12 protein-coding genes are annotated in these 12,726 nt (G+C 73.5%); all 12 read right to left on the bottom strand.

Annotated elements, in window-relative coordinates:
* Positions 1 to 91: 91 nt before the first annotated feature.
* Genes ACIHAD_RS23710 through ACIHAD_RS23655 form a run of 12 tightly spaced genes read right to left on the bottom strand, consistent with a single transcriptional unit; the run spans position 92 to position 12,512 of the window.
* Positions 92 to 874 (bottom strand): Cof-type HAD-IIB family hydrolase, encoded by a 783-nt coding sequence (locus tag ACIHAD_RS23710; RefSeq protein WP_397356762.1) that lies wholly within the window; start codon positions 872 to 874, stop codon positions 92 to 94.
* On the bottom strand, positions 871 to 1,674 hold the full coding sequence (locus tag ACIHAD_RS23705) for an inositol monophosphatase family protein (RefSeq protein ID WP_397356761.1): 804 nt from the start codon (positions 1,672 to 1,674) through the stop codon (positions 871 to 873). Before ACIHAD_RS23705 ends, ACIHAD_RS23710 begins: the two co-directional genes overlap by 4 nt.
* Complete coding sequence (locus ACIHAD_RS23700) at positions 1,665 to 2,429, bottom strand: HAD family hydrolase (RefSeq protein ID WP_397356760.1); 765 nt, start codon at positions 2,427 to 2,429, stop codon at positions 1,665 to 1,667. Before ACIHAD_RS23700 ends, ACIHAD_RS23705 begins: the two co-directional genes overlap by 10 nt.
* Positions 2,426 to 3,523 carry an ABC transporter ATP-binding protein gene (locus tag ACIHAD_RS23695; protein WP_397356759.1) on the bottom strand — a complete coding sequence of 366 codons (1,098 nt, stop codon included), beginning with the start codon at positions 3,521 to 3,523 and terminating at the stop codon, positions 2,426 to 2,428. The genes ACIHAD_RS23700 and ACIHAD_RS23695 overlap by 4 nt, the downstream gene beginning before the upstream one ends.
* The gene (locus tag ACIHAD_RS23690; RefSeq protein WP_397356758.1) at positions 3,524 to 5,350 is read right to left on the bottom strand and encodes an ABC transporter permease; all 1,827 of its coding nucleotides are present in this window, start codon (positions 5,348 to 5,350) and stop codon (positions 3,524 to 3,526) included.
* A 20-nt stretch (positions 5,351 to 5,370) separates the two neighbouring features.
* Entirely contained in the window at positions 5,371 to 6,024 is a 654-nt protein-coding gene (locus ACIHAD_RS23685; protein WP_397356757.1) for a DUF47 domain-containing protein, read from the bottom strand.
* Entirely contained in the window at positions 6,021 to 7,001 is a 981-nt protein-coding gene (locus ACIHAD_RS23680; RefSeq protein ID WP_397356756.1) for an inorganic phosphate transporter, read from the bottom strand. Before ACIHAD_RS23680 ends, ACIHAD_RS23685 begins: the two co-directional genes overlap by 4 nt.
* On the bottom strand, positions 7,001 to 8,839 hold the full coding sequence (gene iolD, locus ACIHAD_RS23675) for a 3D-(3,5/4)-trihydroxycyclohexane-1,2-dione acylhydrolase (decyclizing) (protein ID WP_397356755.1): 1,839 nt from the start codon (positions 8,837 to 8,839) through the stop codon (positions 7,001 to 7,003). The genes ACIHAD_RS23680 and iolD overlap by 1 nt, the downstream gene beginning before the upstream one ends.
* Positions 8,836 to 9,747, bottom strand: coding sequence for a class I fructose-bisphosphate aldolase (locus tag ACIHAD_RS23670; protein WP_397356754.1), 912 nt, complete (start codon positions 9,745 to 9,747; stop codon positions 8,836 to 8,838). The genes iolD and ACIHAD_RS23670 overlap by 4 nt, the downstream gene beginning before the upstream one ends.
* A complete protein-coding gene (gene iolC / locus ACIHAD_RS23665; protein ID WP_397356753.1) occupies positions 9,740 to 10,705 on the bottom strand; it encodes a 5-dehydro-2-deoxygluconokinase in 966 nt (321 codons plus the stop codon). Before iolC ends, ACIHAD_RS23670 begins: the two co-directional genes overlap by 8 nt.
* Positions 10,702 to 11,544, bottom strand: coding sequence for a TIM barrel protein (locus tag ACIHAD_RS23660; RefSeq protein ID WP_397356752.1), 843 nt, complete (start codon positions 11,542 to 11,544; stop codon positions 10,702 to 10,704). The genes iolC and ACIHAD_RS23660 overlap by 4 nt, the downstream gene beginning before the upstream one ends.
* Positions 11,541 to 12,512: a Gfo/Idh/MocA family oxidoreductase gene (locus ACIHAD_RS23655; RefSeq protein ID WP_397356751.1), complete on the bottom strand. Its 972-nt coding sequence runs from the start codon at positions 12,510 to 12,512 to the stop codon at positions 11,541 to 11,543. The genes ACIHAD_RS23660 and ACIHAD_RS23655 overlap by 4 nt, the downstream gene beginning before the upstream one ends.
* Positions 12,513 to 12,726 lie beyond the last annotated feature (214 nt).

The raw sequence follows: 12,726 nt of genomic DNA, 5'->3' as shown, positions 1-12,726 counted from the left end.
CCGCTGACCTCCCCGGTCGCCGGGTTGAAGATCTCCGCCGTACGGCTGTCGCCGTCCGTCAGAGCGCCGTTGATCCAGTGCTTGACCGACTTCACCGTTCTCCCTCTCTCAGTGCCAGTTCCACCGCGTCCACGAGCGCGCCCTCGGCGCAGGGACGCGACACCACGTCCGCGGCCGCCAGGACGTCCGGGTGGCCGTCGCCGACCGCGATGCCCACGCCGGCGGCCTGGATCATGTCGATGTCGTTGGGGTTGTCACCGATGGCGATGACCTGCTCCAGCGGCACGCCGCGGGCCGCGGCCAGCTCGCGCAGGGCGCTGCCCTTGGTCGCCCCCTCCGGCAGCACCTCCAGGTACGTCGCCTCCGACCGGACGGTGACCGTGCCCGCGATGTCCAGCTCCGGCAGGCGGTCGCCGATCAGCATGCACTTGGTGATCCCGTCGGGGGGCAGCGCCGCCCAGTCGCCGGGGTCGCGCAGCGTGATGCCGTCCCGCCGGGCGTAGTCGCGCAGCTCGGGGACGTCGTCCACGGCCAGCGCCTCGCCACCGGCGAACGCCACCGGGTGCACGCCCGGGGGCAGCTCGCCGAACAGGCCGAGCAGCGTCTTCCAGGCGGTGGCCGGCAGGTGGCGGGAGCGCAGCACCTCGCCGGTCGCCAGGTTCACGGTGCGGGCGCCGTTGTAGAGGATGGCCGGGCCGTCCAGGCCCAGCTCGTCGTAGTAGGGACGGGCCGAGCGTTCCATGCGGCCGGTGGCGATGACGACCTCGCCGCCCGCGGCCCGGTAGCGGCGCAGGGCGTCCCGGGCGGCGGGCACCATGGCCAGGTCGCGCCCGACGAGCGTGCCGTCCAGGTCGGTCACGATCCAGCGGATCACGTCGTGCTCCTCGCCCCGGCCACGTCGGCCAGCACCGAGGAGGCCAGGTCGAACCCGCCGACGCAGGCGAGGTAGCCGCCCGGCTCGAAGACGCTGCCCGACAGCGGGATGTAGACGCCGCCGGCCTGCCGGACCAGCAGGGATCCGGCCGCGACGTCCCAGGCGTTGACGCGGGTGCCGTACGCGACGTCGGACCATCCGGCGGCGACGTGGGCGAGCTTGAGCGCGGCGCTGCCGGGACGGCGGATGGTCGCGAACGACTGGGTCATCCTGGAGAAGCGGCGCAGCGCGCCCTCCTCGTCCTCGGCCAGGTCGCGCGGCGTGGGAAAGCTGGACAGCAGCACCGCCTCGCGGTCGGAGCGGGCGCCCGCGCTGCGCAGCGGCTCGCCGTTGCAGACGGCCCCGCCGAGCCAGGCGGTGAACTCGTCGTCGCGCACCGGGTCGTAGATCACCCCGGCCACCACCTCGCCGTCCACGGCGGCGGCGATCGAGGTGCAGAAGAACGGCAGGCCGACGGCGAAGTTGGCGGTGCCGTCGATGGGGTCGACGTACCAGCTGATGGCGCCCTCTCCCCTGGTGCCGCCCTCCTCGCCCACCACGACGCTGTCGGGGCAGAGCCGGTCGAGCACCTCGCGGATGCCCTCCTCGGCCGCCTTGTCGTGCTCGGTCACCGGGTCGTGGAAGTCGCGCTTGGTCTGGATCTCGGGCCGGGAGCGGAAGGCGCCGCGCAGACGGTCGCCGACCGCCCTGGCCGCCTCGACCGCGATGGCGGCCAGCTCGCGAGAGGTGTTCACGTCCATGTCTCCTCCAGGAGGCTCAGCAGGGCGCGGGGGTCCTCGACCGTGGCCTGAGGGCTCTGCCGCACCCGGTACGGGATCTTGTCGGTGCTCGCGGAGACCATCAGGACGGTCGCCCCCGCCCCGGCCCGGGCGCCGCAGATCACGTCCCGGTCGTAGTTGTCGCCGACGTACCAGGCGTCGGCGGGGTCCACGCCGAGGGCGCGGCAGGCGAGCAGGATCATCTCGGGGTTCGGCTTGCGCACGCCGACCTCGTCGCTGTAGACCTGCGCGGCGACCAGGTGGTCCAGGCCGCTGCCGGCCAGGTAGTCGCGGTGCACGGCCCCGCACAGGGCGTTGCTGACGACGGCGGGGACGACGCCGTTCCGCAGGCAGGCGTTCAGCAGCTCCTCCATGCCGGTGCGCAGCTTCCTGTCGCTGCGCAGCTCGCCCATGCGCTTGCACAGGGGCGTGGCCTCGACGGTGACCAGCGTGCGGGCCTGCTCGGGCCAGTCGGTGGCGACGAACTCGGCCCAGAACCGGCGGTGCGTCATCTCCTCGGGCGCGAACTGCCGGGAGGTGGAGTCCTTCCAGTACTTGTCGGCCCGCGCCCCGGCCCGGATGTCGCTCTCGACGTCCTCGGCCGTCAGGCCGTCGAACCCGGTCCTGGCCAGCATGGCGTGCACCTCGGCGGCCAGCTCGGCCGCCCAGGACGGGCGCTTGGCGGTCTCGACGATCACGCCTCCGAAGTCCAGGAGCAGCGCCTTGGGGCGGATCACGCGGTCACCTCCGCCCGGTCCCAGGAGGAGATGCGGGCGCCGTCGGCGCCGAACAGGTGGAGCTGCTCGGTCCAGCACGTGAGCACGTCGCCGGGCGCGGCCCGCACCGGCGTGTACGACAGGGCGAACAGCTCGGTGTCCAGGACGCGCAGCCGTACCGTCCAGGAGGAGCCGGCCGGCAGCACGGCCTCGACCAGCGCCTCCTCGCTCCAGGCGGCGGCGGGCGGCGCGCCGAGCCGCAGCGCCTCGGGCCGGATGCCCACGGCGGACGGGGTGACCTCCGGGTCGCGCGCCTCCACGAACCGCAGCAGTGACCCGGCCAGCCCGCCGGGCGCGGGCCCGGTGTCCACGATGGCCATCGGCGGGCTGCCGACGAACTCGGCGACGAACCGGTTGGCGGGCCGCTCGTACATCTCCATGGGGGCGGCGAGCTGCTGCAGCTCGCCCTCGTTCATGACGGCGACGTCGGTGGCCATGGTGAGGGCTTCGAGCTGGTCGTGGGTGACGAAGACGATCGTCGCGCCGGACTCCTCGTGGATGCGCTTGAGCTCGGCCCGCATCTCCAGGCGCAGCCGGGCGTCGAGGTTGGACAGCGGCTCGTCCAGCAGCAGCACGGACGGGTTGACCGCGAGCATCCTGGCCAGGGCGACGCGCTGCTGCTGGCCGCCGGACAGCTGGGAGGGGTAGCGGTCCATGGCGGCGTCGACGTGCACCATCTTCAGCGCCGCCTCGGCCCGCGAGCGCCGCTCGGGGCCCGGGACCTTGCGCATGCGCAGCCCGAACTCCACGTTGTCGCGCACGGACAGGTGCGGCCAGAGCGCGTAGTTCTGGAAGACCAGCCCCATGGCGCGCTTCTCGGGCGGGACGTAGACGCCCTGCTCGACCGAGTCCAGGACGCGGTCGCCGACGGCGATGCTGCCCGCGGTGGGCTGTTCGAGACCGGCGATCATGCGCAGCGTGGTGGTCTTGCCGCAGCCGGAGGGTCCGAGCAGGCACATGAAGGCGCCGTCGGGGACCACGAGGTCGAGGTTCCGCACCGCGTAGTCGCCACCGCCGTAGCTCTTGGAGACTGCGCTCAAGGTGATGTTCGGCATCTATCCTCCTAGGCCGGACGCCAGGCTGCTCTTGGTCAGCCGCTGGGTCAGGGAAGTCATGGTGAAGGAGAGCAAAGCGATCATGAGGACGACGCCGTTGGCGAGCTGCGTGTATCCGTAGTCGACCAGGCCGATGGAGAGCGTCGTGAGAAGCTGGGTGCCGGTGGTGGTCAGCATCACGACGATGCTGAGCTCCTTCAGCCCCGAGATGAACGGCAGCACGATCCCGGTGACGAGCGCGCCCTTCTGGATGGGGAAGATGATCCGCCGCATCCGGTGCCACCAGGAGGCCCCGGCGATCTGCGCGGCCTCCTCCGGCTCCCGGCCGAGCTGCATCATCGCCGCGATGCCCGAGCGCGAGCTGTACGGCAGGTGCGTGACCGCCATGACCAGGATCAGCAGGAACGTCGTCCCGTACAACGCCGGGACGGGCCCGCGGGCGACGGCGAACAACGACAGCGAGGCGGCGGCGAAGGCGATGCCGGGGATGAGGTACGGCAGGAACGACACCTGGCGCAGGAACCCGGCGATGCGCGGGGCGGTGCCGCGGACCACGACGTACCCGACGAGCAGGCCGGCGACCGCGCAGATCAGCGAGGCCAGGCCGACGATGCGCAGGGAGTTCCAGGCGGCCTGCCACAACTCGGAGCCGCGCAGGATGCCGTGCGGGAACCCGACCGCGCCGGGGAGCCGGTCGGCGATCCAGTAGTCGAGCGTCAGGGTGGACAGGTCCAGCGGCGTGCGGGTGAGCGTGGACAGCAGCAGCGTGAGCACCGGGATCAGCACGCTGACCACGAAGACCACCGCGCCCAGCGCGAACGCCGGCCAGCGCCAGCCGCGCAGGTCGCCCAGCCGGTCCATCGCGCCCTTGCCGCCCACGGTGACGAACCTGCGCTGCTCGCGCATCAGCCGCATGTCGGTGAAGACGATCAGCACGCCGATGATCACGATGACGCTGGCGAGCACGGAGGCCACCCCGGTGCTGCGGTCCCTGATCGACTGGAACAGCCCGGTGGACAGCACCTGGTAGTCGGCGGGCAGGCCGAGCACGTACGGGGTGCCGAACGTGCCGAGCACCCGGCCGACCACGAGCAGCACGGCCGAGGAGAGCGCGGGCAGCATCAGCGGCACCACGATCCGCCGCACGACGACGCGCCGCGGCGCCCCGAGGATCCGGGCCGAGTCCTCAAGCTGGACGTCGATCCTGCGCAGCGCGTTGCCGACCAGCAGCAGCACGAACGGGTAGTAGTGCAGCCCCAGCGTGACGATGATCGGCAGCGGCCCGTAGGCCAGCCAGTCGGGGGTGCGCACGCCGGCCGACTCCAGGAAGCCCACCTGCCCGCCGGCCCGCTCGTTCTTGAACAACGTCAGCCAGGCCAGCGAGAACGTCCACGACGGCAGCATGTACGGCACCACCAGCGCCCCGGCCAGCCACTTGCGGCCGGGCACGTTGGTCCGGGTCACCAGCCAGGCCATCCCGCCGCCGAGCAGCAGCGCGAACAGGACGGTGCCGACCGCGACCACCAGCGTGTTGACCAGGGGGCCCCAGAACAGCAGGCCGCTGATCTGGGAGCGGAAGACCCGCCACAGGTAGTAGCCCGTCCACTCCCCCGGCTGCTGGCCGGCGTGCAGCTCGTCGCCGAACTGCAGGCGGAAGGCGTCCGACAGGACCGCGATCAGGGGGGCGACGACGAGGTAGGCGAGCAGGACGACGAGGATCAGGCCGAGCGCGGCGGTCGGGTCGTGCCGCAGGACCTGGAGGCGGTAGCGGAGTCGGCGCCGTCTCGGCGGGCGAGGCGGCGGTTCCGTCTTGGTCAGAACAGCCATGGGTCTTCCTTCGGGGGGTTTCAGTGGCTTCGTTTGAGCATGGCGTCGGCGAGGGCGTCGGCGGCCTCGCCGAGCCGCCGGCCCACGGCGTCGAGGCGGGAGAGCAGTTCGCGTTCGCGCAGGGTGTCCATGTCCAGCGGGCCGGCGAACAGCTCGGTGAGCCGGGTCTGGTAGAGCTGGCGGACGCGGCTGCGGGACTTGCGGGTGGCGAGCACGGCCACGGTGACCGAGCCGGGGTCGCCGGTGATCTTCAGCAGGGCCCGGTCGAGCTGGTCCAGGCCCTCGATGACGGCGCCCAGCGGCTCGGTGGCGAAGGTGAGGTCGGCGGGACCGAACAGGTCGGCCTCGCGCACGAAGTCGCGTAACTGGTCCAGCACGTCGTCGACCGAGCGGGACAGCCGGAACAGGTCCTCCCTGTCGATGGGGGTGGCCAGCACCCGTCTCAGCGCCCGGACGAGCTCGGCCCGCGCGGCGTCGCCCTCGTGCTCGACCTCGGCCATGCGGGCGCGGGCGGCGGCCTGACCGGTCGTGCCCGAGGCGGCCGAGCAGGCCAGCACGGCGCCCTCCCTGGCCACGGCGACCTGGCCGCGGACGAGGTCGATCACCCGGCGTCCCGACCGGCCGCGCAGGTCGTCCCAGACGCGGGCGAGCCGGCGGCTCCTCCCGCCGCTCACAGCAGCCTCAGGCCGAGCCCGGCCAGGACGCCCAGAGCCATGGACGACGGCAGCGTGACCAGCCAGGCCGTACCCATGTTCAGCACTCCTTGCCATCGCACCCTCCTGCTTCCTTCGCTTGCCACCACGCCGACGACTCCGGCCGTCACGGACTGGGTCATGCTCACCGGACTGCCCAGGGCCGAGCTGCCGAGGACGGCGCCGGTGGCCGCCGTCTCGGCCGACAGCACGTGCAGCGGCCGGGTGATGACCAGGCCGCGGCCGATCCGCTCGCCCACCCGGGGCAGCGTGGTCAGCGCCCCGGCCAGGAACAGCGCCACCAGCACGGCCATCCACCCCGGCGCGACCTGGACGGGCCCGACCCGGCCGAGCCCGTTGCGGCCCACGTCCACGGCGACGCTCACGACGGCGATCATCTTCTGGCCGTCGTTGACGGCGTAGGCCAGGCACTGGGCCGCGTAGGCCACCAGGTGGGCGGCCAGCACCAGCCCCGGCATCCGGCGCGAGGACGGCACCCGCCGGGACGCCGTCCCCAGCAGGTAGCCGAGCCCCAGCCCGACCAGCGGCGCGCACGCCCCGATCGCCAGGACCGTGACCAGGCCGGCCCAGGCCACCTGTAGTCCGGCGCCGAGCCCGGCGCCCGCGATGCCGCCGATCACCGCCAGCGTCAGGCTGGTGGGCAGCCCTCTGCCGGTCAACACCGCCACCACCACGACGGCGATCACCACGCCGGCCAGGAACACGGCCGCGCCGCTCCTGGAGCCGAGCCCCGCGAGCCCTTCGGTGAAGGTCCGCGCGACCGCGACGCCCAGCACGTACGGCCCGGCGAACAGGACCGTCACGAGCAGCGCGGCGGCCAGCCAGCCGGGCGTGCGCGGGAAGCGCAGGCCGAGGCCGATCAGCGTGGCGCCGTCGTTGGCCCCGCTGATCAGCACGAACAGGACGGCCACCGCGGCGAAGGCCAGCGTCCAGCCCATCAGAGGTAGGGCCGCTGGTCGCGCTTGGCCTCGTCGTAACGCTCACGGGCGGCCCGGACGGCGGGCAGCCCGGACACCTCCGCGACCGGCACGTCCCACCATGCCTGCGCGCCGGGGCCGCCGCCGGGGACGGGCTCCACGTACACGACGGTGGTCCTGGCCGACTCCTTGGCCTTGACCAGGGCGGCCCGCAGCGACTCGGGACCGTCGGCGCGCAGCACGTCGGCGCCCAGGCTGGCGGCGTTGGCGGCCAGGTCCACCGGCAGGGGCTCGCCGTCGAGGTCGCCGCCGGGCCCGCGGGTCCGGTACGCGGTGCCGAGCCGCTGCGCGCCCACCGACTCGCTGAGGTCGCCGATGGAGGCGAATCCCCGGTTGTCCACCAGGACGATCACCAGCTTGATCCGCTCCTGGACGGCGGTCGCGATCTCCTGCGCCATCATCAGGTACGACCCGTCGCCGACCAGCACGAACACCTCGCGTTCCGGCGCGGCCAGCTTCACCCCGAGGCCGCCGGCGATCTCGTAGCCCATGCACGAGTAGCCGTACTCCACGTGGTACTGCTCGGGGTCGCCGGGACGCCAGAGCCGGTGCAGGTCGCCCGGCATCGAGCCGGCCGCGTTGACCACCACGCCGCCCTCGGCGACCTCGTTGAGCACCCCGAGCATGACGGGCTGGGTGAGCTCGGCGCCCGCGTAGGTGTGGCCGATCTCCGACTGCCAGGCGGCTGCCAGGGCGGCGGCCCGGTGGGTCCACTCGGGGTCGGCCCGCCAGTCCGTCTCGTCGAGGGCGCGCAGGGCCTCGCGGGCGTCGGCGACGAGCGTGCTGCCCGCGTTCTTGGCCGCGTCGAAGGCGGTGACGTTGACGTTAAGGAAGGCGGCCTGGCCGAACAGCGTCCTGGAGGCGGTGGTGAAGTCGGTGTAGCGGGTGCCGACGCCGATGACCAGGTCGGCCTCGCGGGCCAGGGTGTTGGCCGCGTCGGTGCCGGTGTGGCCGATCGCGCCGACCGCGCAGGGGTGGTCGTACGGCAGGGCGCCCTTGCCCGCCTGCGTCTCGCCCACCGGCACGCCGTGGTGCTCGGCGAAGCGGGTCAGCTCCGCCCACGCCTGGCTGTACCTGACCCCGCCGCCGGCCACGATCAGCGGCCTGCGGGAGCCGCGCAGCAGCTCCTCGGCCCTGGCCAGCGCGGCCGGCTCGGGCACCGGGCGGGGAACGTGCCAGACCCGGCGGGCGAACAGCTCCTCGGGCCAGTCGTACGCCTCGGCCTGCACGTCCTGGGGCAGCGCCAGCGTGACCGCGCCCGTCTCGGCGGGGTCGGTCAGCACCCGCATCGCCGCCAGCAGCGCGGACGGGAGCTGCTCGGGCCGGTTGATCCGGTCGAAGAAGCGCGACACCGGACGCAGCGAGTCGTTGACCGACACGTCGTAGGAGCGGGGGTCCTCCAGCTCCTGCAGCACCGGGCCGGGGGCACGGGTGGCGAAGACGTCGCCGGGCAGCAGCAGCACCGGCACCCGGTTGATGGTGGCCAGCGCCGCGCCGGTGACCAGGTTGGTGGCGCCGGGCCCGATGGACGTCGTGCAGGCGAAGGTGGACAGCCGCGCACGGGTACGGGCGTAGCCGACGGCCGTGTGGACCATGGCCTGCTCGTTGCGCGCCAGATAGTACGGCAGCGGGTCACGCGTGCCCGCGCCCTGCTCGGCCAGCGCCTGGCCGATGCCCGCGACGTTGCCGTGGCCGAAGATCCCGAGCACGCCGGCGATCAGCCGCTGCTCGACGCCGTCGCGCTCCGACCACTGGCTCGCCAGGAAGCGGGTCAGCGCCTGAGCGGTGGTCAGCCTCATGAGGCGCCTCCTTGGACGAGATCGGGCACGCCGCCCTCCAGCAGACCGAGCGCGGTGTCCACGGCGGCCCCCACGTCCCCGTCGGGCGGGTAGAGCAGCGCCCGGCCGACCACCAGGCCGCGGACGCCGGGCAGGCGCAGCGCCTTGCGCCAGGAGTCGTACATCTCGCCGGTGTCCTGGCCGGAGTCGCCGCCCAGCAGCAGCACGGGCAGCGTCGTGGACTCCACGACGCGTTCCATGTCCGGTACGACCGGGATCTTCAGCCAGGTGCGGGCGGAGGTCGCGCCGAGCCCCTGGCCGACGCTGATGGAGTGGATGACGGCCTCGGGCGACAGGTCGTGCCGCACCGCGCCGTCCTGCCGCCTGGACCAGAACGGCTCGACCATCGCCATCAGGCCGTGCCTGGCCAGGTCGGTGACGGCCTGGCCGCAGCTCGCCAGGGTGGCGGCGGTGGCGCCGTCCTCCAGCGCGATCCGGCACAACATCTTGCCGCCGTCGAGGCCCATCGCGGCGATGGAGGGGGCGTCGTAGGCGGTGAAGCGGTCGTCGAACTCGAACACCGAGCCGGCCACGCCGCCGCGGTTCATCGAGCCGATGACGATCTTGTCGTCGAGCGCGCCGAGCAGCAGCAGGTCCTCGACGATGTCGGGGGTGGCCAGCACGCCGTCCACGCCGGGTCTGGCCAGGGCGGTCACGAGCCGGTCGAGCAGGTCGGCGCGGCTGCGCATGGCCATCGGGTGGCCGGCGACGCCGAGTGCGCCGCGGGCCGGATGGTCGGCCGCGATGATGAGCAGCTGCTCCCTGCCGTTCCTGAGCGGCCTGCGCCGGCGGGCGGCGGCCGCCTCGGCGATCCGCTCCGGCTGCCAGGCGCGCTGGTCCAACAGTCGCCGGTAGTCCTGCTCACGCATGCGTGGCGGCTCCTTCCGAGAGTGTGGCGGACAGGACGGCCTCGACCTCGTCCGCCGTGGGCATCGCGGGCGCGCAGGCCAGGCGTCCGGCGACGATCGCGCCGGCGGCGTTGGCGAAGCGCAGGGTGCGTTCCAGTGGCCAGCCTTCGAGCAGGCCGTGGCACAGGGCGCCGCCGAAGGCGTCGCCGGCCCCGAGCCCGTTGACCACCTCGACGGGCACGGGCGGCACCCGTACGGTCTCGGTGGCGGTCATGCCGAGCACGCCGTCCGCGCCCTGCTTGACGATGGCCAGTTCGACGCCGGCGGCCAGCAGGGTCTCGCCGGCCGCGCGCGGGTCGCGGGTGCCGGTGGCCACCTCGACCTCGTCGAGGTTGCCGGCCGCGACGGTGACGTACGCGAGCGCCTCGCGCACCCGTTCGCGGGCGGAGGCCGCGCCGGCCCAGAACATGGGCCGGTAGTCCAGGTCGAGCACGGTGTGCCGGGCGCGCCCGCGGGCCCGCCAGGCGGCCAGGTGGGCGGCGTGGGACGGCTCGGCCGACAGGCCGGTCACGGTGGCCCAGAACAGCCTCGCCCCGGTGACGGCCGCCAGGTCGAGGTCGCCGGGCGCGATCTCCAGGTCGGGCGCGTCCTGGCGGTAGAAGTAGAGCGGGAAGTCGTCGGGCGGCCTGATCTCGCAGAACGTGACCGGGGTCGGCCGGCCGGGCGTGGCGCCGACCAGGCGGTCGTCCACGCCGTACGAGCGCAGCGCGTCGCGGACGAACGCGCCGAACGGGTCGTCGCCGGTCCGCGTGATCACCGCGCTGGAGCGGCCCAGGCGGGCGGCGGCCACGGCCACGTTGGTGGGGCTGCCGCCCAGGTACTTGCCGAACGTCTCCACGTGGCGCAGCGACACGCCGCTCTGGAGCGGGTAGACGTCCACGCCCACCCGGCCCATCGTCAGCACGTCGAGGGCGCTCACGCCAGGCCCCGCAGGAACGCCACGCTCGCCCGTACGTCGTCGGCCGGGCCGGCGCCCGCCGCGGGCTCGGCGTCCAGGACGACGTCCTGCTCCATGACGTACCAGCCGTCGTACCCGGCGGCGGTCAGGCGTTCGACGATGCCCCGGACGTCCACGTCGCCGTGGCCGAGCCGGCGGTAGATCCCGGCGCGGACGGCGTCGGTGTAGGTCAGCTCGGCGGCCCGGACGCGTCCGGCGAGCGCGGCGTCGACGTCCTTCAGGTGCACGTGGGCGATCCGCTCGGGGGCGCGGGTGACCAGGTCGAGCGGGTCGCCGCCGCCGATGAGCAGGTGGCCGGTGTCCAGGCAGAGCGGGACGGCGCTGCCGCCGAGCACCCGGTCCACCTCCTCGCCGGTCTCGACCATGGTGCCGACGTGCGGGTGCAGGGTGAGCGCGCGGCCATCGCCCTTCGCCTCGTGGAAGGCGCGGTCGAGGTTGCCGAGCAGGGTGCGCCAGCCGGTGTCGTCCAGCTCGGGACGGGCGTCGTAGCCGTCGGCGCCGGTGGCCGCGGCCAGTACGACGACCACGTCCGGGTCGAAGGAGGCCCAGGTGGCGCGGAGCGCGGGCAGCGGGTCGTGGGCGGGGTCGTGCAGGACCGCGGGGACGAATCCGCCCACGGCGCGCAGCCCGTGCCGGCCGAGCAGGTCGCGGTCGGCCGGCAGGAAGCCGTCGGGGCCCAGTTCGGTGGCGGTCAGGCCCAGCTCGGCCATCTCGGCGAGCACCCGGTCGGCGGTGAGCTGGTGTCCCCATCCGGGCACCTCGCACACGCCCCAGGAGATCGGTGCGGCGGCGATCCTCACTTGGCCACCTCCAGCACGCGCACCGGACGGCCCTCGCGGCGCGCCAGGTCGGCGGCCTCGGCCAGGTAGAGGGCGGCCAGGGCGTCGCGGACGGTGCAGGGGCTCTCGCTCTCGCCCCTGGCCATCGACAGGAACGCGTCCATCTCGGCGACGTAGGCGGCCTCGAACCTGCTCTGGAAGTCCGGCCACGGCGGCCCGTCCGGGCTCAGGCCCTCGGCCGAGCGCAGCGGGGTGCGGTCGCCGAGCCCGACGGCGCGGGTGCCGAGGGTGCCGGCCAGCTCCATGCGCACGTCGTAGCCGGCGCCGTTGTAGCGGGAGCCCTGGAGGGTGACCAGGGTGCCGTCGTCCATGACGATCAGGGCGGCGCTGGTGTCGACGTCCTCGGCCGCGGCGAAGTACGGCTCGCCCCGGTTGGCGCCGACGGCGTGCACGACGTCCGCCTCGCGGCCGGTGACCCAGCGCAGGATGTCGAAGTCGTGGATGTGGCAGTCGCGGAAGATGCCGCCGGACTGGGCGACGTACGCGGCGGGCGGGGGCGCGGGGTCGCCGGTCAGCATGTGGACGCGGTGCAACTCGCCGAGCTCGCCCGCCAGCAGCGCCTCGCGGGCGGCCCGGTAGCCGGCGTCGAAGCGGCGCTGGAAGCCGATGTGCACGCTGATCCCGGCCCGTTCGACGGCCTCGGCCACCCGCAACGTCTCCTCGACGGTCGGCGCGGCCGGCTTCTCGCAGAACGCCGGCACTCCCCGTTCGCACGCCCGCAGCAGGGCCTCGGCGTGGGCGGAGGTCGGCGTCGCGATCACCACCGCGTCCGTGTCGAAGGGATCGCCGGTCCGGGCGCCGAGCCGCCGCGCCACCTCCTCCGCCCTTGCCGTGTCCACGTCGGACACGACAAGCTCGTCAACCAAGGCGGACAGCGTTGTGGCATGGAACATGCCTATACGTCCAAGGCCCAGCAGACCCACACGCATGATCGCTCCTCATCCAGGGGGGCCTCCAGTTCTAGATGAACAACAGATGAACAGTCAAGACTTTGTCCTGACATAAGGATGAACTGTCGTATCTGGAGTCACCGCTCGACCTGAGTGACGGGAGCGAGCAGGTGGGCCTGAGAGCTTCACGGACGCCGATGCGCCGCCGGATGCGCCAGGGCAACCGCAGCCATCGCGACGTAAGAATGTCTTG

The sequence above is a fragment of the Nonomuraea sp. NPDC052265 genome, assembly GCF_044547985.1.
GTDB lineage: Bacteria > Actinomycetota > Actinomycetes > Streptosporangiales > Streptosporangiaceae > Nonomuraea.
This window is presented reverse-complemented; position numbering and strand designations above follow the sequence as displayed.